22 protein-coding genes and 1 tRNA gene are annotated in these 24,160 nt (G+C 68.6%); 11 read left to right on the top strand and 12 right to left on the bottom strand.

The window, feature by feature from the left end; all coding sequences use genetic code 11:
- Positions 1-2: 2 nt before the first annotated feature.
- The 3 genes from ABGB14_RS48380 to ABGB14_RS48390 all read right to left on the bottom strand — a co-directional run bounded on the left by ABGB14_RS48380 (position 3) and on the right by ABGB14_RS48390 (position 2,489).
- On the bottom strand, positions 3-341 hold the full coding sequence (locus ABGB14_RS48380) for a VOC family protein (protein WP_347650645.1): 339 nt from the start codon (positions 339-341) through the stop codon (positions 3-5).
- Between the two features lie 200 nt (positions 342-541).
- Positions 542-1,207 (bottom strand): response regulator transcription factor, encoded by a 666-nt coding sequence (locus ABGB14_RS48385; RefSeq protein WP_347650646.1) that lies wholly within the window; start codon positions 1,205-1,207, stop codon positions 542-544.
- Positions 1,200-2,489 (bottom strand): sensor histidine kinase, encoded by a 1,290-nt coding sequence (locus ABGB14_RS48390; protein WP_347650647.1) that lies wholly within the window; start codon positions 2,487-2,489, stop codon positions 1,200-1,202. The genes ABGB14_RS48385 and ABGB14_RS48390 overlap by 8 nt, the downstream gene beginning before the upstream one ends.
- A gap of 170 nt (positions 2,490-2,659) precedes the next feature.
- On the opposite strand from ABGB14_RS48390, the gene ABGB14_RS48395 reads away from it, so the two are divergent.
- Genes ABGB14_RS48395 through ABGB14_RS48405 form a run of 3 tightly spaced genes read left to right on the top strand, consistent with a single transcriptional unit; the run spans position 2,660 to position 5,792 of the window.
- On the top strand, positions 2,660-4,171 hold the full coding sequence (locus ABGB14_RS48395; protein ID WP_347650648.1) for an alpha/beta fold hydrolase: 1,512 nt from the start codon (positions 2,660-2,662) through the stop codon (positions 4,169-4,171).
- Positions 4,168-5,046 (top strand): ATP-binding cassette domain-containing protein, encoded by an 879-nt coding sequence (locus ABGB14_RS48400; RefSeq protein ID WP_347650649.1) that lies wholly within the window; start codon positions 4,168-4,170, stop codon positions 5,044-5,046. Before ABGB14_RS48395 ends, ABGB14_RS48400 begins: the two co-directional genes overlap by 4 nt.
- On the top strand, positions 5,043-5,792 hold the full coding sequence (locus tag ABGB14_RS48405) for an ABC transporter permease (RefSeq protein WP_347650650.1): 750 nt from the start codon (positions 5,043-5,045) through the stop codon (positions 5,790-5,792). The genes ABGB14_RS48400 and ABGB14_RS48405 overlap by 4 nt, the downstream gene beginning before the upstream one ends.
- A 224-nt stretch (positions 5,793-6,016) precedes the next feature.
- On the opposite strand, the gene ABGB14_RS48410 is transcribed toward ABGB14_RS48405, so the two are convergent.
- From ABGB14_RS48410 to dnaA, 9 genes are all read right to left on the bottom strand, one after another.
- Positions 6,017-6,090, bottom strand: a tRNA-Ile gene (locus tag ABGB14_RS48410).
- Between the two features lie 125 nt (positions 6,091-6,215).
- The gene (locus ABGB14_RS48415; protein ID WP_347650651.1) at positions 6,216-6,890 is read right to left on the bottom strand and encodes a DUF3566 domain-containing protein; all 675 of its coding nucleotides are present in this window, start codon (positions 6,888-6,890) and stop codon (positions 6,216-6,218) included.
- A 2-nt stretch (positions 6,891-6,892) separates the two neighbouring features.
- Positions 6,893-9,391 carry a DNA gyrase subunit A gene (gene gyrA, locus ABGB14_RS48420; RefSeq protein ID WP_347650652.1) on the bottom strand — a complete coding sequence of 833 codons (2,499 nt, stop codon included), beginning with the start codon at positions 9,389-9,391 and terminating at the stop codon, positions 6,893-6,895.
- Between the two features lie 84 nt (positions 9,392-9,475).
- Positions 9,476-11,419, bottom strand: coding sequence for a DNA topoisomerase (ATP-hydrolyzing) subunit B (gene gyrB / locus ABGB14_RS48425; protein WP_347650653.1), 1,944 nt, complete (start codon positions 11,417-11,419; stop codon positions 9,476-9,478).
- Between the two features lie 338 nt (positions 11,420-11,757).
- Complete coding sequence (locus tag ABGB14_RS48430; RefSeq protein ID WP_347622925.1) at positions 11,758-12,258, bottom strand: DciA family protein; 501 nt, start codon at positions 12,256-12,258, stop codon at positions 11,758-11,760.
- Positions 12,248-13,492, bottom strand: coding sequence for a DNA replication/repair protein RecF (gene recF / locus ABGB14_RS48435; protein WP_347650654.1), 1,245 nt, complete (start codon positions 13,490-13,492; stop codon positions 12,248-12,250). The genes ABGB14_RS48430 and recF overlap by 11 nt, the downstream gene beginning before the upstream one ends.
- A 73-nt stretch (positions 13,493-13,565) precedes the next feature.
- On the bottom strand, positions 13,566-14,510 hold the full coding sequence (gnd, locus tag ABGB14_RS48440) for a phosphogluconate dehydrogenase (NAD(+)-dependent, decarboxylating) (RefSeq protein WP_347650655.1): 945 nt from the start codon (positions 14,508-14,510) through the stop codon (positions 13,566-13,568).
- Between the two features lie 46 nt (positions 14,511-14,556).
- Positions 14,557-15,696 (bottom strand): DNA polymerase III subunit beta, encoded by a 1,140-nt coding sequence (gene dnaN, locus ABGB14_RS48445; RefSeq protein ID WP_347650656.1) that lies wholly within the window; start codon positions 15,694-15,696, stop codon positions 14,557-14,559.
- Positions 15,697-16,239: 543 nt separating this feature from the next.
- Positions 16,240-17,820: a chromosomal replication initiator protein DnaA gene (gene dnaA / locus ABGB14_RS48450; RefSeq protein WP_347650657.1), complete on the bottom strand. Its 1,581-nt coding sequence runs from the start codon at positions 17,818-17,820 to the stop codon at positions 16,240-16,242.
- Between the two features lie 456 nt (positions 17,821-18,276).
- On the opposite strand from dnaA, the gene rpmH reads away from it, so the two are divergent.
- The 8 genes from rpmH to ABGB14_RS48490 all read left to right on the top strand — a co-directional run bounded on the left by rpmH (position 18,277) and on the right by ABGB14_RS48490 (position 23,833).
- A complete protein-coding gene (rpmH, locus tag ABGB14_RS48455; RefSeq protein ID WP_043614899.1) occupies positions 18,277-18,414 on the top strand; it encodes a 50S ribosomal protein L34 in 138 nt (45 codons plus the stop codon).
- 62 nt (positions 18,415-18,476) lie between these two features.
- Positions 18,477-18,842: a ribonuclease P protein component gene (rnpA, locus tag ABGB14_RS48460; RefSeq protein ID WP_347650658.1), complete on the top strand. Its 366-nt coding sequence runs from the start codon at positions 18,477-18,479 to the stop codon at positions 18,840-18,842.
- Positions 18,839-19,120: a membrane protein insertion efficiency factor YidD gene (gene yidD / locus ABGB14_RS48465; RefSeq protein WP_132632270.1), complete on the top strand. Its 282-nt coding sequence runs from the start codon at positions 18,839-18,841 to the stop codon at positions 19,118-19,120. Before rnpA ends, yidD begins: the two co-directional genes overlap by 4 nt.
- A 4-nt stretch (positions 19,121-19,124) precedes the next feature.
- Positions 19,125-20,075, top strand: coding sequence for a membrane protein insertase YidC (gene yidC, locus ABGB14_RS48470; RefSeq protein ID WP_347650659.1), 951 nt, complete (start codon positions 19,125-19,127; stop codon positions 20,073-20,075).
- Between the two features lie 20 nt (positions 20,076-20,095).
- Positions 20,096-20,584: a R3H domain-containing nucleic acid-binding protein gene (locus ABGB14_RS48475; RefSeq protein WP_347650660.1), complete on the top strand. Its 489-nt coding sequence runs from the start codon at positions 20,096-20,098 to the stop codon at positions 20,582-20,584.
- Positions 20,585-20,868: 284 nt separating this feature from the next.
- Positions 20,869-21,540 carry a 16S rRNA (guanine(527)-N(7))-methyltransferase RsmG gene (gene rsmG, locus ABGB14_RS48480; RefSeq protein WP_347650661.1) on the top strand — a complete coding sequence of 224 codons (672 nt, stop codon included), beginning with the start codon at positions 20,869-20,871 and terminating at the stop codon, positions 21,538-21,540.
- 137 nt (positions 21,541-21,677) lie between these two features.
- Positions 21,678-22,613, top strand: coding sequence for a ParA family protein (locus ABGB14_RS48485; protein ID WP_347650662.1), 936 nt, complete (start codon positions 21,678-21,680; stop codon positions 22,611-22,613).
- 257 nt (positions 22,614-22,870) lie between these two features.
- Positions 22,871-23,833, top strand: a complete 963-nt coding sequence (locus tag ABGB14_RS48490; RefSeq protein ID WP_347650663.1) for a ParB/RepB/Spo0J family partition protein — start codon at positions 22,871-22,873, stop codon at positions 23,831-23,833.
- Positions 23,834-24,160: the final 327 nt, after the last annotated feature.

Raw genomic sequence — 24,160 nt, forward strand, 5'->3', positions numbered from 1 at the left:
CGTCATCCCGGGCCGCCGCCGAAGCTGATCTCATTGCCCTCCGCGTCGCGGTAGATCACCTTGGTCACGCTCTCGTACGTCTCGCGCCCGGCCGGCTCGATGCCGCGCCGGGCGATCTCGGCGACCCGCCCCTCCACGTCGTCGACGAACTGCAGCACCAACGCGTTCCCCGCCCGCTCCGGGTCCTGGATGATATAGATGTAGCGGTTCTCGGCCGTCTCCCAGACCGCCTCGATGTCGTTCGGCAGGAACGAGGGCGGCCCGCCGAAAAGCCGCTCATACCACGGCAGCGCCGCCGCGTAGTCGGTGACGGGGATGCCGGCGAAGAGGTACTGCCCCATGTCGTCCTCCATAGGCACGGTCGATGTGTCACCGATACCGACCCCGCAAGCGCCCAAAACTCATCGCCGCCCGGCGGCACCAACGGCGACCGCCGCCACCTCACCCACCATGAGCTTTCTGGACAGCCTGCCACGAGTCACCCGTGAACGTCGGTGCGGTGCCGTGCACGGTCGCGCGTCGGGCCGGCCGCGCGGCCGGGTCAGCCGGGCGTCACCAGGCCGGCCTCGTAGGCGGCGATGACGAGCTGGGAGCGGTCGCGAGCGTGCACCTTCGCCAGCAGCCGACCGATGTGGGTCTTGACGGTGGCGGGGCTGAGGTGCAGTTGCGCGCAGATCTCGGCGTTGGACAGCCCGCGCGCGATCAGGGTGAGCACCTCGCGTTCCCGGTCGGTGACCCCGTCCAGGCTCGGCGCGAACGGCGGCGTCGCCGGGCGCCGGGCGAACTCGGCGATCAACCGGCGGGTGACCGTGGGGGCGAGCAGCGCTTCTCCGGCGGCGACCACCCGGATCGCGGTGAGCAGGCCGTCCGGCGGGGTGTCCTTGAGGAGGAACCCGCTGGCGCCTGCGCGCAACCCCGCGTAGACGTAGGCGTCCAGGTCGAATGTTGTGAGGATGAGCACACGCACGCTGGCCGTCTCCGGCGCCGCGCAGATGCGGCGGGTGGCTTCGATGCCATCCATCTCCGGCATCCGCACGTCCATCAGCACGACGTCCGGACGCTCGCGCGAGGCCAGCTCCACGGCCGCGGCGCCGGTGCCGGCCTCGCCGATAACCGTGATTCCAGGTACGGCGTCGATCAGTGCCCGGAAGCTGCCGCGCAGCAACGCCTGGTCGTCGACGACGAGCACCCGAATCGGATCACTCACGCCCGGCTCCCATGGCTTCACGGACGGCTTCGTCGACGGGCGCGTAGGGGATGCTGGCGCGGACCGCGAATCCGCCCTGGGGCCGAGGACCCGCGGTGAGCACGCCGCCGTACGTGGCGACCCGCTCCCGCATGCCTATGAGACCATGCCCGTCGCCGGAAACGCCGGACACCCGCGGGGCGCCGCGCCCGTCATCGGTGATCTCGATCTCTACCGAGGGCGCGCGGCCGCTGATCACGACGTGACACGTCGCCGGCGCCGCGTGCCTGACCACGTTGGTGAGGGCCTCCTGCACGATGCGGTAGACCGTGAGCCCGACGCTGTCCGGCAGTCGCTCCACGTCGTGCACGTCGAGGTCGACGAGCACATCTGCGGCCGCAACCTGATCGGCCAGCGAGGACAGCCCGCCGATGCCGGGAATGGGCCCCAGCGTGGCCGACATGTCGTCGGTGCCGGAGTCTGTGTCGGACCGCATCACGTGAAGCATCCGGCGCATCTCGATGAGCGCGCCGCGGCTCGCCGCCTCGATGACCCGCAACGTGTCGTCGGCCTTGTCCGGGCGCAGCCGCTGCAGGTAGCCGGCAGTCCCGGCCTTGACAGCGATCAGGCTCATGCTGTGCGCGACGATGTCGTGCAGATCTCGGGCGATCCGCAGCCGCTCCTCGACCACCGCCCGGTCCGCGAGCTGGTGGGCGGTGCGAATCGCTTGGGCCCGCCGCTCGTGCTGGCCGCGGGCGATGGTCCACACCGCCGCCAGCACGAGCCAGGTGCCGCCGATGGCGTAGTAAGGGCCCGGCGAGCCGGTGTAGGGATCCGGTGGCATCCCGGCGATCCTGAGCCCCAAACCGAGCCCGGTGGCGGCCATCGCCAGCAGCAGGGCGGTCACCGCGCGCCGGCGCGCAGGGGTGAGCGCCACCGTGTACAGCGTCATCGCGACGAGAAAAGGCCCGACGGCCATGCTCGTCGGCACGAGCATGATCGCGGTGCCGACCACCAGCCCGGCGGCGAACGCGGGGACCGGCCACACCCGGCGGACCGCGATCGGCACTGCCACCGCCGCCGAGACGAGCACCACGCTCATCAGGAACCCCGCAGACGGCGGGGCGTTCCGGGAGGTGAGGGCTTCGGGGACCACCCCGAGCAGGCCGAACAGCACGACGACGGCCACGTCGTAGCCGATCAGCGCCCGGTGACCGACCAGGCGGGCGAACACGCTGCGTGCCGTGCCCGTCCCGGGGGCCGGTGCCGAGCGCTTCCAGAACCGCATTGGGAAGCCGCCCATACAGCGTGACGGTAGCAGCGCGGCAGGTCCCCGGTCGTCCGACCGGAGTCCGTCATCCCCTGGTCTGACCCGAGCCCCGGTGCGAGCGGCGCCGTCCGCCCTGCGGCCGATGCGGAAATCGGATCCGTCTCCGACGCGGCGGGCGGCTGCGGTATCCGAGCCTGGAGCCCATGAGAACCCGAAGCCTGATCGCGGCCGGGATGGCGATCGCCCTCACGCTCCCGCTGACCGCGGCGGTGGCCGCCGCCGCGGCCACCGCCTGGGCGCTGCGGCAGCCGCCGGTGCTGGTGTGGAAGGACTGCGGCGACGGGCTGAGTTGCGCCGACATGGTGGTGCCCGTGGACTGGGCGGACCCCGACGGGCCGACGACATCGGTCCACCTGGCCAAGCTGCCGGCCAGAGACCCCGCCCGCCGGGTCGGCCCGCTGGTCGTCAACCTCGGCGGCCCCGCAAGCACCGCCGCGGGGCTGCGGTTCAGGGACGACCCTCATTTCAACCCGGAGAGGGCCGCGCTGCTGCGGGAGCTGAGCCAGACCTTCGACGTCATCGCGATCGACCCGCGCGGGCTGGCCGAGTCGGCCAGCAGCCGGAGCCCCTCGGTGTCCTGTCCCGAACCGGCACCGCCGGTGACCGGCCTGGTCACGGCCCGTACGAAGCGCGACTGGGACGCGCACGCCGCCAAGATGAAGATGCACTACGCGAGCTGCCGCAAGATGGCCGGGCCGGTGTGGCACGGCCTGACGTCCTGGCAGGTCGCGCACGACCTCGACGCGTTGCGTGCCGCGCTCGGCCAGCGCACCCTACGCTACGCGGGCAACTCGTACGGAACGGTGTTCGGGCAGGCCTACCTGGAGCTGTTCCCGCGCCGGGTGGGGCGGATGTATCTCGACAGCATCGGTGACCACACCTCCGCCGACCTGGAGCCGTGGCTGGTCAACGCTGCGCGGGCCCAGGAACGTCAACTCACCCGGTTCCGCGACTGGTGCGCCGACAGGCGCGACTGCGCCCTGCACGGCCACGACGCCGGCGAGGTCTTTGACGCGCTGCTCTCCCGGGCCCGCCGCGCGCCGCTGCCGGCCGCCAACGGCAGTCCGATAGTGACCGAGGGGCAATTGCTGGCCAGCGCGATTTTTGGGCTGAATCCGGGGAAATGGCCAGAGTTCGCCACCGCGCTGCGCAAGGCGCGCGACGGGAACGCCGCCGACTTCCTGACCGTGCTGGCGCCGCCCAAGGGGGACCTCGACGTGTCCGACGTGATGCACTGCAACGACCTCATGCCCGAGCCGCCCACATACCAGCGGTTCCAGGCGATCGAGGCTCGGCTGCGCGCGATCGCCCCCCGATTCGGGTGGATCGAGGGCCGCTACCAGGTGGGCTGGTGCTGGGGCCGCCCGACGTCGGGCGGCCCGTCGTGGGCGCCCCACCCGCTCCGGGTGGCGGCGAACGTCCCGCCGGTGCTGGTCGCGATCGGGGAGCTGGACAACAACACCAACCCGCTCGGGCAGGCGCACGTGGCTGCGCAGATCCCTGGTGCCCGAGTGCTGTGGCACGGCGACGGCCACTTCGCCTGGAGAGACAACGCATGCGTACGGCGGCATGCCAACGCATACCTGGCCACCGGGGTGCTGCCGCCGCGAGGGAAGCGCTGCCCGGCCGAGAAGATCCACCGGGTGGGAAAATGATCGAGATCTCCAACCTGACCAAGGTGTACGGGAGGACCCGCGCGGTCGACGGGCTGACCTTCACGGTCGAGCCGGGACATGTCACCGGCTTCCTCGGCCCGAACGGCGCCGGCAAGTCCACCACCATGCGGACGATCCTCGGCCTGGACCTGCCGACCTCCGGAACAGCGCTGATCAACGGGGTCCGCCGTGGCGCGCTGCGGCGCCCCATGCAGGAGGTCGGCGCGCTGCTCGAGGCGACCGAGGTGCACGGCGGTCGCAGCGCTCGCGACCACCTGCTGGCGCTGGCCTACGCCGGCGGCGTCGCTCCCGCGCGGGTGGGCGAGGTGCTCGACCAGGTCGGGCTGGCCGGGGTCGCCCGGAAGCGGATCGGCGGCTTCTCCCACGGCATGAAGCAGCGGCTCGGCGTGGCCGCCGCGCTGCTCGGCGACCCCGCCGTCCTCATCTTGGACGAGCCGCTCAATGCCTTGGACCCGGACGGAATCCGGTGGATCCGCGGCCTGCTGACCACCTTGGCCGGCCACGGGCGGACCGTCTTCGTCTCCAGCCACCTGATGACCGAGATGTCGTTGATCGCCGAGCGGATCGTCGTCATCGCGCGAGGCCGCCTGGTCGAGGACACCACGGTCGAGGAACTGCGCGCCCGGTTCCCCCACGAGGTGCTGGTCCGCTCCCCGGAGGCGGCCCGGCTGGCGGGCGTGCTGACCGCGGCCGGCGGCGCGGTGGATCCGCCGGACGGGGCCGCCGAGCTGCGCGTACGCGGGCTGACCACAGAGCAGATCGGCGACCTCGCGTTGCGCCACGGTTGCCCGCTGCACGAGCTGACCCCGCAGCACACCTCCCTCGAAGACGCCTTCATGGAGATCATCCGATGATCGACGCCATCGCCGCGGAGTGGGTGAAGCTCCGCTCGCTTCGCTCCACGTACGCTATCCTCGCCGTCTCATTGTCATGTGTCGTCATCTCTGCCTACGTCGCGCAAGCGATATCCGGATCCTGGGACCAAGGCTCGAACTTTGAGACGGTCGGCACCGGCCTGACCTACGCCGCCCCGGTCGGTTACGGGCTGCTCGGCCTGCTCGGCCTGCTCTCCGTCACCGCCGAGTACAACACCGGGATGATCCGGCTGAGCCTCACCACGGTGCGGCGGCGCGCAACGCTGCTGCTCGCCAAAGCCGTCGTGGTCGGCGCGGTCACGGTGGTCGCCGGCCAGACCCTCACCGTCGCGATGTACGCGACCGCCCAGCTGATCGTCGGCGACCGGACGATCGGTGCGCCCCTGGCCGAGCCGACCACGCTGCCGGAGCTGCTGGTCACCGGTGTGGGCATGGCCGTGGCCGCGCTCACCGGACTCGGCCTGGGCACCGTACTGCGCTCCACCGCCGGGGCCATCGTCGGACTGTTCACGATCCTGTTTGGGTTGCCGCAGATCTCCCAATTCGCCCCGTCTCCCTGGTACGGGTGGCTGGAGTCGCTGACGCTGCCCGCGCTCGTCCGACAGCTCGCCAGCGTCCCCGACGCCGGCGAGTTCGGCCCGCTCGGCGCGCTGGTAGGGCTGGTCTGCTACGCGATCGTCCCGCTTGGCCTCGGCGTCGTCGCGATCATCCGGCGGGACGCCTGAGCCCGGTCTCCTCTGACCGGGGTGGCCGGTGACCGCCTGGACGAACGTGGGTGAGCCCTCGCCATTCAACTCGGCGTCGATCGGTCCCCGTCGAAGCTTCGTCTGCTATCGATTTCGACTGATCTATGCCACCTGACGCCAGGCGATCTTGGAAAAATGGTGACGAACGATCAAAAGGCCGCCTCCCGATATTCGAGAACGACCTCTTGGCTGGTGAAACTCTGTGGGGCTACCAGGACTTGAACCTGGGACCTCTTCCTTATCAGGGAAGCGCTCTAACCGTCTGAGCTATAGCCCCGTGCACACCGAACGTTATCGCATCCGGCGATCGGAGGCGAACCGGTTGTTCGGTCGAGAAGAGCTTACCGTGTCCGGCGTGCTGCTCGCGCCGTGCCGGCGAAGGGCACGGCGCGAGCCCACGGGCTATTCGGCCTCGCTGAAGGTCACCTCGACGCCCCCGACCAGGTCGGAGGCGACGTTGTAGATGACCGCCCCCAGCGTGGCCAGCGCCGTGATGAGCACGACGTTGACCGCTCCGATCAGGGCGGTGTAGCCGAGGATGCGTACGGGCTCGAACCAGGACGCGATGTCGATCGGGATCGAGTTCTGGCCCTGCTCACCCTGGCCGAGCTGGTTGACCAGGTCGACGATCGAGTCGAACACCCCCAGAGCGGAGAGCACGCCGTAGAGCACGGCCACCGCCACGAACAGCACCACGAAGCAGACCAGGGACACCACGAAGCTGAACTTCATGGCCGACCACGGTTCGACGCGCCGCAGGACCAGATGGGCCTTGCGGGGGAGCCGCGCCCCCGCGCCGCTCGACTTCTTCTTGGGCAGCTCGACCGCGGGCGGCGGAGCCTCCGTGGCCAGCGACGGGCGGATGCGGACGGTGTCGTTGCCCTCCGGCTGCTGCGGCGCCTGCGGCTGCGGAGGTGGCGGTGCGGGCTTGGAGTCGTCTTTGGCCGGGAAGGGCCTGCCCTGCGCGGGCGAGGTGTCCCGGCTTTCGTCGAAGGTCTCTTTCTCTGCGGGCCGCTTCGGTTGCTGTCCGTTACCCGAAGCCGCCTTTGTTCTGGCGGAGCCACCTTGGGCGCTCATGACTATTCTCCTCCCCCGACTTCCTCACTCTCCATCGGAGTCTCCATGGACTCCGCGTTCCGGGCGAGGGCCACCACGCTGTCGCCTTCAGCGAGATTCATCAATCGCACTCCCATGGTCTGACGGCCGGACTGTTTGATCTCACCGGCACTCGTCCGGATCACCCCGCCGGCTGACGTGATCGCGAAGACCTCGTCCTCTGGGTTGACCATGACGGCTCCGACCAGCTTGCCACGGGAGGATACGATTTTCGCAGTAAGCACGCCTCGACCGCCACGTCCTTGAACTGGATATTGCTCCACTGGCGTCCGTTTTGCGTACCCAGCCTTCGTGGCGATAAGCACGTGTTGACCGTCGGCGATGCGATTCATGGCAAGAAGTTCGTCACCTTCGAGGAACCTCATCCCGATGACCCCACTGGTCGCCCGGCCCATGGGCCGCAGCGCGTCGTCGGAAGCGGTGAACCGGATCGACTGCGCCCCCTTGGAGACGAGCAACAGATCGTCTTCCTCGGAGACCAGGCGTGCCCCGATGACCTCGTCGTCGTCGCGCAGGTTGATCGCGATCAGACCGCCGGACCTGGGGGAGTCGTACTCGGCCAGGCGCGTCTTCTTGACCAGCCCGCTGCGGGTGGCGAGGACCAGGTAGGGGGCGACGTTGTAGTCACGCAGGTCGAGGACCTCCATGACGGTCTCGTCGGGCTGCATGGCCAGGAGGTTGGCCAGGTGCATGCCGCGGGCGTCGCGGCCGGCGTCGGGAAGTTCGTACGCCTTGACCCGGTAGACCCGGCCCTTGTTCGTGAAGAACAGCAGCCAGTGGTGCGTCGTGGTGACGAAGAAGTGGTCGACGATGTCGTCCTGGCGCAGCTGCGCGCCGCGTACACCCTTGCCTCCGCGCTTCTGGGCGCGGTAGAGGTCGGTACGGGTGCGCTTGGCGTAGCCGCCCCGGGTGATCGTGACGACGATCTCCTCTTCGGCGATCAGGTCTTCGATCGACATGTCGCCGTCGTAGGCGATGATCTCGGTCTTGCGGTCGTCGCCGTAGCGGCCGACCAGCTCGGCCAGCTCGTCGTTGACGATCTCGCGCTGGCGGGCCTCGCTGGCGAGGATCGCGTTGTACTCGGCGATCTGCGTCATCAGGGAGTCGTACTCGTCCTGGATCGACTGCCGTTCCAGGGCGGCCAGCTTGCGCAGCTGCATGTCGAGAATGGCCTGCGCCTGGATCTCGTCGATCCCCAGCAGCCCCATGAGGCCCTGCTGGGCGGCCGAGGCGGACTCCGAGGCCCGGATGAGGGCGATGACCTCGTCGAGCCGGTTGAGCGCCGCCAGCAGGCCGCGCAGGATGTGGGCGCGCTCTTCGGCCTTGCGCAGGAGGTAGCGGGTCCTGCGGACGATGACCTCGATCTGGTGGGCCACGTAGTGCCGGATGAACTGGTCGAGCCTGAGCGTGCGCGGCACGCCGTCGACCAGGGCCAGCATGTTGGCGCCGAAGGTGTCCTGGAGCTGGGTGTGCTTGTAGAGGTTGTTGAGCACGACCTTGGCGACCGCGTCGCGCTTGAGCACGATCACCAGGCGCTGCCCGACCCGCGAGGAGCTCTCGTCGCGTACGTCGGCGATGCCGGTCAGCTTGCCCTCACGCACCAGCTCAGCGATCTTCAGCGCCAGGTTGTCGGGGTTGACCTGGTAGGGCAGCTCGGTGACGACGAGCGCCTGCCGCCCCTTGTCCTCCTCGACCTCGACCACGGCCCGCATGGTGATCGAGCCGCGCCCGGTGCGGTAGGCGTCTTCGATGCCGCGCCGGCCCACGATCAGCGCGCTGGTGGGGAAGTCGGGCCCCTTGACCAGCCTGATCGAGGCTTCGAGCAGCTCTTCGTCGCTCGCCTCCGGGTTTTCCAGCGCCCACTTGACCGCCGAGGCGACCTCGCGCAGGTTGTGCGGCGGGATGTTGGTGGCCATGCCGACGGCGATGCCGCCCGAGCCGTTGACCAGCAGCTGCGGGAAACGCGCCGGCAGGACGTCCGGCTCCTGTGACTTTCCGTCGTAGTTGGGCCGGAAGTCGACGGTCTCCTTGTCGATGTCGCGCAGCATCTCCATGGCGATGGGCGCGAGCTTGCACTCGGTGTAACGCATCGCCGCCGCGGGGTCGTTGCCCGGCGAGCCGAAGTTGCCCTGCCCGTCGACCAACGGGTAGCGCAGCGACCACGGCTGCGCCAGGCGCACCAGCGCGTCGTAGATCGAGGTGTCGCCGTGGGGGTGGTAGGTGCCCATCACGTCGCCGACGACGCGGGCGCACTTGAAGTAACCGCGGTCGGGACGGTAGCCACCGTCGTACATCGCGTAGAGCACGCGGCGGTGCACCGGTTTGAGCCCGTCGCGCACGTCCGGCAGCGCCCTGGACACGATGACGGACATCGCATAGTCCATGTAACTGCGCTGCATCTCGGACTGGATGTCCACAGGCTCGATGCGGTCAGCCGGGGGAGTGGTGTTCACGTCCGTCACAGGTTGAGGTCCTTCTTCATGGAACGGCGAGCCAGGTCCTGCGGCTCACCGCGAATAGCCGAATCTGCACCCACGGCCGGTCGCTCAGACGTCGAGGAAACGGACATCGCGAGCGTTGCGGATGATGAAGTCGCGCCTGGCCTCGACGTCCTCGCCCATGAGCACGCTGAACAGGTCGTCGGCCTGGGCCGCGTCGTCGAGCGTGACCAGGCGCAGGAGCCGGGTCTCCGGGTTCATCGTGGTCTCCCAGAGCTGGGCCGCGTTCATCTCGCCCAGGCCCTTGAAGCGTTGTACGTTGTCGCGCGGCCGGGGGTCGGGCTTGCCGTTGGCGATGCCTTCGGCGATGACCGCGTCGCGCTCGGGGTCGGAGTAGGCGTAGGAGGCGTCCTCGCCCTTGCGGTCCCATTTGATCTTGTAGAGGGGCGGGCAGGACAGGTAGACGTGCCCCGCCTCGATCAGCGGCCTCATGAACCTGAACAGCAGCGTCAGCAGCAGCGTGTTGATGTGCTGGCCGTCGACGTCGGCGTCGGCCATCAGGATGACCTTGTGGTAGCGCAGCTTGGTGATGTCGAACTCGTCGTGGACGCCGGTGCCGAGCGCGGTGATCAGCGCCTGGACCTCGTTGTTCTTCAGGACCTTGTCGATCCGCGCCTTCTCGACGTTGAGGATCTTGCCGCGGATGGGCAGGATCGCCTGGAAACGCGAGTCGCGGCCGCCCTTGGCGGAGCCGCCGGCCGAGTCGCCCTCGACGATGAACAACTCGCACCGCTCCGGGTCGTTCCACTGGCAGTCGGCCAGCTTGCCCGGCAGGCCGCTGCCCGACTCGAGCAGTGACTTGCGCCTGGTGAGGTCGCGGGCCTGGCGGGCCGCGAGGCGGGCGCGGGAGGCCTGCAGCGACTTGTTGATGATGTCCTTGGCCTCGCCGGGGTTGCGTTCGAGCCAGTCGCGCAGGTGGTCGTTGCACGCCTTCTGGACGAACGACTTGGCCTCGGTGTTGCCGAGCTTGGTCTTGGTCTGGCCCTCGAACTGCGGGTCGGAGAGCTTGACGGAGATGATCGCGGTCAGGCCCTCGCGGACGTCTTCACCGGAGAGGTTGTCGTCTTTGCCCTCTTTGAGGAACTTCTGCTCGCGGGCGTAACGGTTGACGATCGACGTCAGCGCCGCTCGGAAGCCCTCCTCGTGGGTGCCGCCCTCGGCCGTGTTGATCGTGTTGGCGAAGGTGTAGACCGACTCGGAGTAGGAGTTGTTCCACTGCATGGCGATCTCGACCGCGATGCCGTCGCCCTCCTCCTCGAAGGAGATGATCGACGCGTGCGCCGGCTCCTTCTTGGTGTTGAGGTGCTTGACGAAGTCGGCCAGGCCGCCCTCGTAGAGGTAGGTGACCTTGCGCGGCTCGCCGTTGATGTACTCGGGGCGCTCGTCGGTCAGGGTGATCGTCAGGCCCTTGTTGAGGAAGGCCATCTCCTGGAAGCGCCGCGAGAGCGTCTCGTAGTTCCACGTCGTGGTCTCGAAGACGTCGGCGTCGGGCCAGAACGTGATCGTGGTGCCGGTCTCGTCGGTCGCCTCGCCCTTGGCCAGCGGCGCCGTGGGCTTGGACATGTCGAAGCGCACGCGCCAGTAGTGGCCGTTCTGCTTGACCTCGACGTCCATCGCGGTGGACAGCGCGTTGACGACGGCCGAGCCGACGCCGTGCAGGCCGCCCGAGACGGCGTAGGCCTGGCTGTCGAACTTGCCGCCCGCGTGCAGCGTGGTGAGCACGACCTCGACCGCCGAGCGCTTCTCCACAGGATGAATGCCGGTGGGGATGCCGCGACCGTCGTCGACCACGCGCACACCGTTGTCGGCGAGCAGTGTGATGTCGATCCTGCTGGCGAACCCGGCAAGGGCCTCGTCCACCGCGTTGTCCACGATCTCGTAGACCAGGTGGTGCAGACCTCGCTCCCCGGTGGAGCCGATATACATACCCGGGCGCTTGCGAACCGCCTCAAGCCCTTCGAGTACGGTGATTGAGCTAGCGTCGTAGGACAACTGCGAAATCCTCCTGCCGCGGACACGCGGCGGGGGTCGCCATGAATGTCACAAGCTGCCCCTGCCGTGCCCGTCACCGTCGTGAGTGCCCCGATGCGCGGTCACCCAGGGGAGTCGGCTTGCTGCCGGGGTGACACGCAAGCGGACGTGTCCGGAATCCTTTTTCATTCTACCGCCTCCGGAGCCTCAAGGTGGCAATGAACGCGCCTGTGATGCCCGCTAGCTCGTTTGGCCCCCCAGGCCGCATCCCCCCTCCGGATAGGGGGGCTTATCGCGTCTGTGGCTTTCTGATCGCCCTTGGCCCCTATCCACAACGTCCGGGCACACGTCGCGCGCGGCTACCCATAAGTGTCGCCGGGACCCCGACTTCCGGTCACCCGCAATCCACCTGACGGGCGCGGTGCGTTCTGCGGCCCCCTGACCTTGACCTTCGTCACCGTGCCGTCGCCGAGCTCCTCGTTGAGCCTGCGTACGAGGGTGCGCGCGAGCAGCCGTACCTGCGTGGCCCAGGCCGTCGAGTCGGCCGCGATCAGCACCTCACCGTCGTCGAACGACTCGGGTCTGGTGTGGGCGGCCAGGTCGGGGCCCACGATGTCGGCCCAGCGCCCGAACACCGCGCCGACGGCCGCCGGGCGTTCCCAGCCGCGGTCGGCGAGCAGGTCGGCGATGGCACGACCGAAAAGCTGGGGGTCACCGCCCTCACGGCGCGGCCCCGCCGCCCTACGCCTGGGCTCGCGCCGGGGGAGCTGGCCGCGTTTGGCCGCGTCGGCCTTGGCCTGGGCGAGCTTCTCCCTGGCCATCGCGGCGCCCCTGGCGGTGGCGTTCTCGTCAGCGGACACGGGTCACTCCCCCCTCAGCGACGTCGTATCTGCCTCCTGACAGCTCCTTGGGCACGTCGTCGGGCACGGCTGCCGTGATGAGCACCTGCTCGGCCGGCGCGACGATCTCGGCGAGGCGGCGCCTGCGCTGGGTGTCGAGCTCGGCGAACACGTCGTCGAGGATCAGCACGGGATCGCCGCCGTCGGCACGCAGCAGGTCGTAGGCGGCCAGCCGCAGCGCCAGCGCGAACGACCAGGACTCCCCGTGGCTGGCGTAGCCACGGGCGGGCAGGTCGCCGAGGCCGAGGATCAGGTCGTCGCGGTGGGGGCCGACGAGTGTGACTCCTCGTTCCAGCTCGGACTGGCGCACCTCGAGCAGGCGCTCGCGGATGCGCTCCTCAAGGGTTTTCCCCAGGTCTGTGGATAACGTCTGTGCAGCGGAAGATCCCCGCTCACCGGCGTCTTCGAGCAGTCCGCCGCCCTCACCGTCATCCCCACCTGTGGACAACGTGCTGCGATAGGCCAGCGTCGCCGGCGCGCTGGCGGGGGCGAGCGCGGCGTAGGCCCCCGCGACCAGCGGGCGCAGCGCCTCGATGAGCTCGAGCCGGGCCCGCAACAGCTCGGCGCCATGCCTGGCGAGGTGGGCGTCCCACACCTCCAGTGTGCTCAGCACGTCGCCCGCGCCGGCCGCGGCGAACCCGGTGTCGCTCTCCGCCCTCCTGGCGCTCCTGCTGCCTCTGCGGGCCTGCGCGGCCGTACGGAGCAGGGCTCCGCGCTGCTTGAGCACCCGGTCGTAGTCGGCGCGCACACCGGCGAACCTGGGAGCTCTGGCCACCAGCAGCTCGTCGAGGAACCGGCGGCGCTCCGACGGGTCGCCCTTGGACAGCGACAGGTCCTCGGGGGCGAACAACACGGTGCGCAGCAGGCCCACGACGTCGCGCGCCCTCGGCACGGGCGAGCGGTTGAGCCTGGCACGGTTGGCACGGCCCGGGTTGATCTCCAGCTCGATGAGCGCCCGCCGGTCGTCGCGCTGCACGGCGCAGCGTATGACCGCCCGCGTGGCGCCCTGCTGGACGAGGGGCGCGTCGCCGGCCACCCGGTGGCTGGAGTGCGTCGCGACGTAGCCGAGGGCCTCGACCAGGTTGGTCTTGCCCTGGCCGTTGGGCCCGACGAACGCCGTGACGCCCGGCTCCAGGCCGAGCTCCACGGACGCGTAGGACCGGAAGTCGGTCAGCGAGAGGTGGGCGACATGCACCCCACGAAGGTTAGTGGGCCACGCGCGCCCCCGGGGTCACCGGCTCGCGAAAGGCGGGCGGGGGCCGTGACGGCTAGCGTTCGCTCTCGCGGGGCGGCGTGACGTCGGCGCCCGGCGCGTCGGCGCCCTTGTCCGTGCTGCCCTCCGCCGCGGTGGTCGCGTGCCCGCCGAACTGGTTGCGCAGCGCCGCGACGACCTTCATCGCGGGGGAGTCGTCCTGGCGCGAGGCGAACCTGGCGTAGAGCGCGGCGGTGATGACCGGCAGCGGGACGGCGTGGTCGACGGCCGCCTGCACCGTCCACCGGCCTTCGCCGGAGTCTTGCGCGTAGCCGCGGAGCTGGTCGAGATGCTCGTCGTCGTCGAGCGCGCGCACCATCAGGTCGAGCAGCCAGGAGCGGATCACAGTGCCGGTGCGCCAGCTGCTGAAGGAGCCCTTGACGTCTTTGACGACGTCGGAGGCCTCGAGCAGCTCCCAGCCCTCCGCGAACGCCTGCATCATGCCGTATTCGATGCCGTTGTGGACCATCTTCGCGAAGTGCCCGGCGCCGACGTCGCCGGCGTGCACGAAGCCGTCCTCGCCCTCGGGCTTGAGCGTGTCGAAGATCGGCATCAGCCGCTCGACGTTGGCGGAGTCGCCGCCGCACATGAGCGCGTAGCCGTTCTCCAGGCCCCAGACACCGCCGCTCACGCCGCAGTCGACGAACCCGATGCCCTTCTCCGCCAGCTCGCCGGCGTGCTTCTGGTCGTCGCCGTAGTGGGAGTTTCCGCCGTCGACGACGATGTCGCCCTCGTCCAGCAGCTCGCCGAGATCGTCGATCGTGGACTGGGTGGGCTTGCCCGCGGGCACCATCACCCAGACGGCGCGGGGCGCTCGCAGGCGCTCGGCCAGCTCTTTCAGGCTGCCCACGTCGCTGATCGCCGGGTCACGGTCGTAGCCGACGACCTCATGGCCGCCGCGGCGCAGCCGCTCGGCCATGTTGCCGCCCATCTTGCCCAGTCCGACCATGCCGATCTGCATGTTGTTCTACCCCCTAGTCAGGCTTCCATCATCCCCGAAGGCCGGGTCAGCCTGACAGGCGGATGGGCATGATCAGGTAGCGATAGTCCGCCGCGGCCGCGTCGTCCACAGGCTTGCCACCGGTGAGGATAGCGGGCTTCGTCGAGGTGGTCATCTGCAGCCGGGCCACGTCGGAGTCGATGGCGCCCAGCCCTTCCAGCAGGAACTGGTGGTTGAAGGCGATGTTCATCTCCTCGCCCTCGTAGTCGACGGGCAGCGCCTCGACGGCCTGCGCCTCGTCGCCGCTGCCCGCCTCCAGCACGACCTCGCCGCTCCTGAACGCCAGCCGTACGGGGGTGTTGCGCTCGGCGACCAGGGCCACGCGCTTGACCGCCTCGACGAACGGGCCTGTGGACAGCTCGGCGCGGGCGGAGAACTCGGTGGGCAGGAGCGAACGGTATTTGGGGAACTCGGGGTCGAGCAGCCGGGTCGTGGTGCGCCGCCCGGCGCTGGAGAAGCCGATCATGCCTTCGCCGGTGCCTCCGGCGGAGCTGAGCGCGACCTCCACCTCGGCACCGGTTGCGCCGAGCGCCTTGGCGGTGTCGGCGAGCGTCTTGCCGGGGATCATCGCGATGGCGGAGAAGTCGGGCTGCCCCGGCTGCCACTTCAGCTCGCGTACGGCCAGCCGGTAGCGGTCGGTCGCGGCGAGGGTCACCGTGTCGCCCTCGATCTCCATGCGCACGCCTGTGAGCATCGGCAGCGTGTCGTCCCGGCCCGCGGCGACGGCGACCTGGCCGACGGCCGAGGCGAACACGTCGCTGCCGACGCGGCCCGCGGCCGGCGGCATGGCGGGGAGCGACGGGTAGTCCTCCACAGGCATGGTCAACAGGGTGAATCGCGCGCTGCCGCACGTGACGACCGCCTTGGCGCCGTCCACCACGAAATCCACAGGCTGTGCGGGAAGCGACCGGGTGATCTCGGCGAGCAGCTTGCCCGAGACGAGCACGACCCCCGGCTCGCCGGTGTGGACCTCGAGCGTCACCTCGGCGGAGACCTCGTAGTCGAATCCGGAGAGCTTGAGCTGCTGCTCGTCGGTGACCTCGAGGCGCATGCCGGCGAGCACGGGCACCGACGGCCGCGCCGGGAGACTGCGTGCCGTCCATGCCACCGCCTCAGCGAGGACGTCTCGCTCGATTCGGAACATCACGGTGATCAGCCTCCTGGGTTCGTCGTTGCTTCAAGGATCTCAAGGATCCACCCTCCCGGACTCGCGCTCCGGGAGAACCCCTCTATGGGTCTTTGAGTTTCTTAGTAAGAGAGATAGGAGGTCATCACACTAGGGGCTGTGGATCCTGTGGACAACCAGCGTCTTGGCAGGTCAACGGCCATATTTTCATCCACTGCCGCTGTGGGTGACGCCTGGGGAGAACTTCCGTGCCTGGGGACAGAGATTCTTCGCCCACAGGCCGTCCCCAGATCTTGGTGCCTTCATCCACGGCCGGACCGGGGTTATCCACGAGGTTTCCACAGGTTATCCACGGGGTATTAAGGGCCCTTCTGGAGCCCCAGATCCGTTGTTCACAGTCTGTCCACACACTGTCCACTGGTAGTCCCCAGGTTCTCCCCAGGATGTCCCCACCGTTGTCCCCAACCATTGTGGACGGATTTTTCCCAGCATTGTTGGGCGAACGGCGAGTGAATTTTTGCGTTTCCGCTGGTCCACAGTGTTTTCCACAGGCTGTGTATGAACTCAAGATCCACGGGGTGTCTGCTTGATCCGCATTGTCAACTCGTTGACCTGGTTGTACATCGACCTTCGCTCCGCGATGAGCGAGCGGATCTTGCGCTCGGCGTGCATCACGGTGGTGTGGTCGCGCCCCCCGAACTGCTGGCCGATCTTCGGCAGCGACAGCTCGGTCAGCTCGCGGGCGAGATACATGGCGATCTGCCTGGCGTTGACGAGCGCCCGGCTGCGGGAGGTGCCGCACAGGTCGTCGATGCTGATGCCGAAGTACTGGGCGGTCTCGCTCATGATCGCCGCGATGGTGATCTCGGTGTCGGACTCCGAGGTGATGAGGTCCTTCAGCACCACCTCGGCGAGCTGCAGGTCGACGCCCTGCCGGTTGAGGCTGGCGAACGCGGTGACCCTGATCAGGGCGCCTTCCAGCTCGCGGATGTTGGTGGAGATGCGGCTCGCGATGTATTCGAGCACCTCGGGCGGCGCGGCCAGCCCTTCCTGGATGGCCTTCTTCCTGAGGATGGCGATCCGCGTCTCCAGCTCGGGCGGCTGCACGTCGGTGATCAGGCCCCACTCGAACCGGTTGCGCAGCCGGTCCTCCAGCGTGATCAGCTGCTTCGGCGCCCGGTCGCTGGAGATGACGATCTGCTTGTTGGCGTTGTGGAGCGTGTTGAAGGTGTGGAAGAACTCCTCCTGCGTCTGCTCCTTGCCCTCCAGGAACTGGATGTCGTCCACAAGCAGGATGTCGATCGCGCGGTAGCGGCCGCGGAACCCGTCGGCCTTGTGGTCGCGGATGCTGTTGATGAAGTCGTTGGTGAACTCCTCCGAGCTCACGTACCTGACCCGCGCTCCGTCGTACAAGCTCTGGGCGTAGTGCCCGATCGCGTGCAGCAGATGCGTCTTCCCCAGCCCCGAATCGCCGTAGATGAAGAGAGGGTTGTACGCCTTCGCGGGGGATTCGGCCACCGCCACGGCCGCCGCGTGGGCGAACCGGTTGCTGGCGCCGATGACGAATGTCTCGAATGTGTATTTCTGGTTGAGACGGGCTGGTTCGCTGGGCTTGTTGCTCTTGGCCTCCCAGCGGTTCGGCGCCGGCTCGGGGCTCTTTTCCACAGGCGGTGTGTACGGCTGCGCCTGTTCAAAAGAGAAGCTCTGCTGTGGATATTCGGTGGATATCTGGGGCGGCTCGGGCTGTGGAGAATAGAACTGTGGAGGCTCGGAAGCCTGGTTGTGCTGCGGTTGCGCAGGCTGTGCATAACGCGGCTGACTCTCCACATCCTGGGGATAACTGTGAGTCACAGGCTGTTGATGAACGTCCCCGGGCGGCTGCTCAGGCGCCGTCGTGTCGATCATCACCGCCAGCCGCATCGTCCGGCCGAGCTCCTGCGACAGCGCGTGCGCGACGAGCGGGCGCAGCTTGCCCTCGATGAGGTCCTTGAGGAAGTCGTTGGGGACGCCGAGCACGATCGTGTCGTTGGCCAGGGCGATCGGACGCACCATCGACAGCCATGTGCGCTGCTGCACCGGCACGTTCTCATTGAGGAAGTTGGCCAAGGCCCTCGCCCATACCGTGCCGAGGTCGACAGCGTTCATGATGCGGCTCCCCCTCCTCCCTCTCGCGGCCCCCCGCGATCGTTATCCACATGGCGGGGCCGCCTCCGGCTCTCGGCGACCCCTTCGTCCACAGCGTGGCTGCCGGGCTTCTCGTCCCGGCCTCCACAGGCCCTCCACAGGAGATCCACAGGTTGTGCACAGCCTTGGAGCAGGCCCAGAAGGGCCGACAGTATCTATGTGCACAGCTGCGTTCAAGGCGTTGTCCACAGCGTAGTGGCACCTGGGTGCACATACTGTGGACGCTGGCGCGGCAGTGGAAAAGTCGCCTGTGGATTAGTGGACAACCGGTCTGGTTTGACCTGGGCCGCGCTTCCCCCGTAACGTACGACGGTCGGCTTGTCACGCGACGGCTATTTCGCGTGCCCTCGCTTTCCTGACAGGCCATCCTGTGTGTTAAGCGCCGTCGTGGCGCATCATCAAGCCTGGAGCCCACCCGTGAGCAAGCGTACTTTCCAGCCGAACAACCGTCGCCGCGCGAAGACCCACGGCTTCCGGCTGCGGATGCGCACCCGGGCCGGTCGCGCCATCCTCGCCGCTCGCCGCCGTAAGGGCCGCGAGAAGCTGTCGGCCTGATCGACCCGCGCCTGATAGTCGGCCCGCCGGTGCATCTCGCCGGCGGGCGTTAGGCGTATACGGTGCTGTCCCGTCAATCCCGCATGCGACGCGGGGACGAGTTCGAGGCGGCGGTACGGCGCGGCAAGCGCGCCGGCCGACCGACTCTAGTGGTGCATTTCACCATTTCCGGGGAGAACGAACCCCTGGTGGGTTTCGTGGTGAGCAAGGCCGTCGGTGACGCCGTGACGCGCAACAAGGTCAAGCGACGGCTCCGACACCTGATGCGGGACCGTCTTGACCGGCTGCCGCGAGGTAGCCTTCTGGTGGTACGCGCCAATCCACCGGCCGCGTCCGCGCGATTCGAGCAGCTGGCCGCCGAGCTCGACTCCGCACTGGAACGTTTGCTCAGGCGGCACGAGTCCTCGACGGGTGGACAGCAGAGATGACAGAGCAGCCGCAAGTGGTGGCGCCGAGCCCCGCCGCTCGGGCGCTCATCCTCCCCATCCGGTTCTACCGGGCCTTCATCGGCCCGATGCTCGGTCCGCGCTGCCGGTTCTATCCGTCGTGCAGCGCGTACGGACTCGAGGCGATCGCCGTGCACGGAGCATTGCGCGGCACGTGGCTGACTGTCCGGCGCATCGGGCGGTGCCACCCATTCCATCCCGGAGGTATTGACCCGGTGCCCCCACGCCCGGTCCGGTCCCACGAAACGCAAGGGAGATAGCTCGGTGGAGCTGTCCTGGCTGAGCTGGCTGTACCAAGCCGTAGCCCAAGTCATCATCTGGATCCATACTGCATTCAGCACGGTCCTCGACCCGGACAGCGGGCTGACCTGGGCGTTGACGATCATCACGCTGACCGTGTTCATGCGGATCCTGATCTTCCCGCTCTTCCTGAAGCAGATGCGATCTTCGCGGAAGATGCAGGAACTCGCCCCCAAGGTGCAGGAGCTGCGCAAGCGTTACAAGAACGACAAGCAGCGGATGAACCAGGAGGTCATGGCGCTCTACCAGGGCGCCGGAGCCAACCCCCTCGGCGGCTGCCTGCCGGTTGTCGCGCAGTTCCCCATCTTCATCTCCATGTTCACCGTGCTCCAGAAGATGGCCAACGGCGAGCCCGACTACGGCATGACGCAGGAGCTGGTCGACAGCGCGAGAAGCGCCCACATCTTCGGCGCCCCGCTGCCCGCCCACTTCTGGATGTCGGCCGAGCAGCTCGCGACGTTCCAGGCCGGCGCGGTGCAGACGAAGATCGTGCTGGGCATCTTCGTGGCGATCAGCTCGCTCACCACGTTCCTCACCGTGCGGCAGAGCGTCACCCGGTCCATGGCCCAGATGCCGGACAACCCCATGGCGCAGCAGCAGAAGATCCTGATGTACATCTCGCCGCTGTTCGCCATCTTCAGCCTCAACTTCCCCCTCGGCCTGATCCTCTACTGGGTCACCACCAACGTGTGGACGCTCGGCCAGCAGCACTGGTTCTACAGCCGGCACCCGATGCCGCAGTACGACGCCAAGGGCAACGTGATCCCCGTGCCGCCGAAGCAGGGTCTGATCGCGAAGATTCGCAAGACACCCCCTGAGGAGCAGGCGCCGCCGCCCCCGCCGGAGCCTAAGATCATCAGGCAACAGCCGAGCCGCCAGTCCCGCAGCAAGCGCACCGGCAGCAAGAAGTCGTGAACACGAAGGAGAGGCCGGCCATGACCGAGGCCGAGCAGGAAAAGGCTCCTGATCTCAGCGCGCTGGAGCAGGAAGGCGAGATCGCTGCCGACTACGTCGAGGGCCTTCTCGACATCGCCGACATCGACGGCGACATCGACATGGACGTCGAGGGCGACCGCGCCCTGGTATCCGTGGTCGGGCTCAAGGGCACGGAGCTGGTGGGGCCCGGGGGAGAGGTCCTCGAAGCGCTGCAGGAGCTGACCCGCCTGGCCGTGCACCGGCAGACCGGCGAGCGTTCCAGGTTGATGCTCGACGTGGCCGGCTACCGCGAGCGCCGCAGGGCGGAGCTGACCAAGCTCGGCACCGAGGTCGCCAACCAGGTCAGGGAACGCGGCGAGCCGAAGTCCCTGCACCCGATGACGCCGTTCGAGCGCAAGATCGTCCACGACGCCGTGGCGACCGCCGGGCTCCGCAGCGAGTCGGAGGGCGAGGAGCCTCAGCGGTACGTCGTGGTCCTGCCTGCTTGACACGTCCCAACCGGCCGCCTGCCCACCGCCTGAACGCGGGGCAGGCGGCCGTTCGCATGTTCAGCCATCGTGACCGGCCGCCACGCGGGCACCCACGTCGACGCGCTCGGCCGCGCGGGTCCCGCGGCTCGCGCGGCCCGGCGTCAGCCGCGAGACAGCCCGCTAGTCTTCCCCTGTGATCGCACATCTAGCCTTGGGTGGGGGACGAACTCCTGACGTCCTCGCTGTCCCGAGGGCGATCGGCGTCCGGCTTCGACCAAGCACCAAGAAAGGGCCACCGACCAGTGAGCGATGAGCTTCCGGAGCCGCCGGAGATAGCGCGTGACGTCTTCACCGGGGAGGCTTGGGGGCGTGCTAACACGTACGCCGAGCTGCTGGCGGGTCCTGGAGTCGTCCGCGGGCTGCTGGGCCCGCGGGAGGTGCCGCGGATCTGGGATCGCCACCTGCTCAACTGCGCGGTCGTGGCGGAGGTCGTGCCGCCTGATGTGCGCCTGGTGGACATCGGCTCCGGCGCCGGGCTGCCGGGGCTCGTGCTGGCGATCGTCCGTCCGGACATCACGGTCACACTCCTGGAGCCGCTGCTTCGGCGTACCGTGTTCCTGCAGGAGTGCGTCGACACGCTCAAGCTCGGTAACGTCGAGGTGCTGCGCGGGCGGGCGGAGGAGCTGGCGGGCAAGCGCGAGTACGACATCGCCAGCGCTCGCGCGGTGGCCCCGCTCGAACGCCTCCTCCGATGGGCCATGCCGCTGCTGTGCGAAGGCGGCGAGCTGATCGCCATGAAGGGGGAGCGTGCCGCGGGCGAGCTCGCCGAGGCGGAGGCCGAATTGCGCGCCACCGGGGCCCGAACGGCTGAGCTCGTGACCGTCGGGCGCGGTAAGGTCGAGCCGCCTGCAACATTGGTTCGGGTGGTAGCGGGTCGCGCGCCGGAGCGAGCCGGGCGGCGACGAAGGAGGTGACGGTTGTGCCAGTCGCGTCAAGCGGTCTTGGCTGGCCGGACAGCCGTCCGTCCGAGAGTCCAACCGGAGTTGGCTGGCCCGAATTGGGCGTGTCGCGACAGCCAATTCCCGGCACCGGCACACCACTCGTTGAAAGGATGGCCATCGTGACCCAGACCCCCCTGAACCCCGGCGAATCGCCGTTGGTACGAGAGGCGCTCAGCTCAGTGGTTTCACGTGAAACATCCGCAACCCCCACGGCCGTCCAGTCCGGCGAGAGCCCCAATGGCGGCGACGGCAGCTGGCCTCGCCCGGCCAAGACGAGGGTGATCGCGGTGGCCAACCAGAAGGGCGGCGTGGGCAAGACCACCACCTCGGTCAACATCGCCGCCGCCCTGTCGATGCACGGCCAGCGAGTCCTCGTGGTCGATCTCGACCCTCAGGGCAACGCTTCCACCGCGCTGGCCACGGAGCACCGCGGCGACGTGCCTGATGTCTATCAGGTGCTTGTGGACGACCTGCCCATGGCCGACATCGTCAAGCAAGTGCCCGACATGCCCAACCTCTATTGCGCTCCGGCGACCATCGACCTGGCGGGTGCGGAGATCGAGCTGGTCTCCCTGGTGGCGAGGGAAGCCCGCCTCCGCCGCGCGCTGGCGGCCTACGACGCGATCGACCTCGACTACATCGTCATCGACTGCCCGCCCTCCCTGGGGCTCCTGACCGTGAACGCCCTGGTGGCCGCCGACGAGGTCATGATCCCCATCCAGTGCGAATACTACGCGCTGGAAGGCCTCGGCCAGCTCCTGCGAAACGTTGACCTGATCAAGGCGCACCTCAACCCGACTCTCAACCTGTCGACGATCGTTCTCACGATGTACGACGGCCGCACCCGGCTGGCCTCGCAGGTGGCGGACGAGGTGCGGGCCCACTTCGGCGAAACGGTGCTCAACACGGTCATCCCGCGCAGCGTCCGCCTGTCGGAGGCGCCCAGCTACGGCCAGTCGGTCATGACGTACGACCCGGGGTCCAGCGGTGCGATGGCCTACAGTGACGCCGCCCGGGAGATCGCTCACCGCGCCACGGTCGCCTGACTTCACGCCCTGCCCCAGGGCGTGGTCGCCGCGCCTCGACCGTCGTCCGAGCGCGCCACGCCCGTTCACGTCACCTGATGCCGGCTGGGGCGGGGGAGAAGCGTGAGATCGTGGGGGCGGTCATGAGTTGGGCAGATTTGTGATCGTCTCGGGGTAAATCCAACGGGACGGTGTGTGGCGAGCGGACACTCCGTCCGGCGCGCAACGGTAACCTCTCCAGGAGTGACCGGAATGGACCGGCTGGATGAGGAGACGCAGTGAGTCAGCAGCGGCGGGGATTGGGCAAGGGGCTCGGGGCGCTCATCCCGACCGGTCCCATCGTTGACGGCACGGGGGCGGTTCCGGCCCCGGCCAACGGGTCAACGGCGGAGACGGGCCCAAAGCCGGTCGCCGGGGCGTACTTCAAGGAGATCGCCTTGGAGGCGATCGTCCCCAACCCGCGCCAGCCCCGTGAGGTCTTCGACGGCGAACGCCTTGAGGAGCTTGCGAAGTCCATCCGCGAGGTGGGGCTCCTGCAGCCGATCGTGGTGCGGTCCGTCGGCGGCGGACAGTACGAGCTGATCATGGGGGAGCGGCGCTGGCGGGCGTGCAAGCAGGTCGGTCTCGACCCGGTCCCCGCGATTGTCCGCAACACGCAGAACACCGACCTCCTGCGGGACGCCCTCATCGAAAACCTTCAGCGTGAGCAGCTGAACCCGCTGGAAGAGGCCGCGGCATACCAGCAACTTCTTGACGACTTCCAGGCAACGCACGACCAGCTGGCACAGAAGGTCGGCCGCTCGCGTTCTCACATCACCAACACCCTCCGCCTGCTGAACCTCCCGCCCGAGATCCAGCCCAAGGTTGCCGCCGGTGTCATCAGTGCCGGCCATGCCCGAGCTCTGCTGGGGCTGAGCTCCGTAGAGGAGCAGATCCAGCTCGCGCAGCGGATCGTGGCGGAGCTCCTTTCGGTGCGGGCGGTCGAAGAGATCGTCGCCATGGGGAGCGCCCAGGCCGCCCAGAAGGCCCCCCGTGAACGCCAGGCCGCCAAGCCCACCGCCCCCGAGCTCACGCATCTCGCCGACCGCCTCTCCGACCATTTCGAGACCAAGGTCAAAGTCGATCTGGGACGCCGCAAGGGCCGCATCGTCGTGGAGTTCGCGACGATCGATGACCTTGAGCGCATCATCGACACCATGGTGCCTGAGGCCGTACGGGCAATGCGGGACGCGCAGGAGTGACCGACGGCTGTTTCACGTGAAACCACGCCGAGAGTAAGGCGCTGTTTCACGTGAAACACTCGTCCTCGCTTCACACGCCAGGGAGAGCGGGCAGGTCGTCGTCGCAACCCTCGACGGGAGATGGAAGCGCCGAGAGCGATGAACCGTCGCGGAGTCAAACGTGCGCAGCTCACGTACGTCCAGCCACCGCGATAATCCTCGACGCGGGGACGCGGGGACGCGGGGACGCGGGGACGCGGGGACGCGGGGACGCGGGGACGCGGGGACGCGGGGACGCGGGGACGCGGGGACGCGGGGACGCGGGGACGCGGGGACGCGGGGACGCGG

The sequence above is a fragment of the Nonomuraea sp. B10E15 genome, assembly GCF_039871615.1.
Classification (GTDB): domain Bacteria; phylum Actinomycetota; class Actinomycetes; order Streptosporangiales; family Streptosporangiaceae; genus Nonomuraea.